The sequence below is a fragment of the Methylobacterium crusticola genome (assembly GCF_003574465.1).
Classification (GTDB): Bacteria; Pseudomonadota; Alphaproteobacteria; order Rhizobiales; family Beijerinckiaceae; genus Methylobacterium; species Methylobacterium crusticola.
On record NZ_QOWC01000523.1, the window covers coordinates 1 to 495 of the forward strand.

A 495-nucleotide genomic window follows, 5' to 3' on the forward strand; every position below is an offset into this window, starting at 1 on the left:
ACCGGGCCGCGTCGGCCTCCCGCCCGGCGGCCCGCAGGGCGTTGGCGGCGGCCACGGCGGCGGATTCGCGGCGGCCGGCCTCGCCGTCCGGGGGGCCGCCGGCCCCGAGGAGGCGGGCCTGCTCGGACAGGATCGCGGCGGTCACCGGGCCGAGGCGCGGGCCCGCCACCGCGACCGGCGCCACCGCGACCTGGTCGAAGACGAGGCGGACCACCGCGTCGACCGCGGCCCGGGGCGCCGTCGTGAGGCAGCTGATGACGAGGTTGCACGCGAAGACGTCGATGGCGTCGTCGTCCGGCGGCCACGGCGCGGCGGGCTCGATCCGCAGGGCGAGGAGGCCGGGCAGGCGGCGCACGAGGTCGACGGGGTCGTCCCCGGAGAAGAAGCAGTCGGGCCGGGGCGTGTAGCGCACGAGGTGGACCGGGGACGCGGCCCCGGCGAGGTGGGGAACGGCCCAGTCGGGCGCCGCCGCGGGCGCCTGGCCCGGCCCGCCCG

1 pseudogene is annotated in these 495 nt (G+C 81.0%); it reads right to left on the reverse strand.

What is annotated here, in order from left to right:
• Positions 1–495, reverse strand: a pseudogene (locus DT057_RS35185) (chemotaxis protein CheA); the annotation flags it as partial.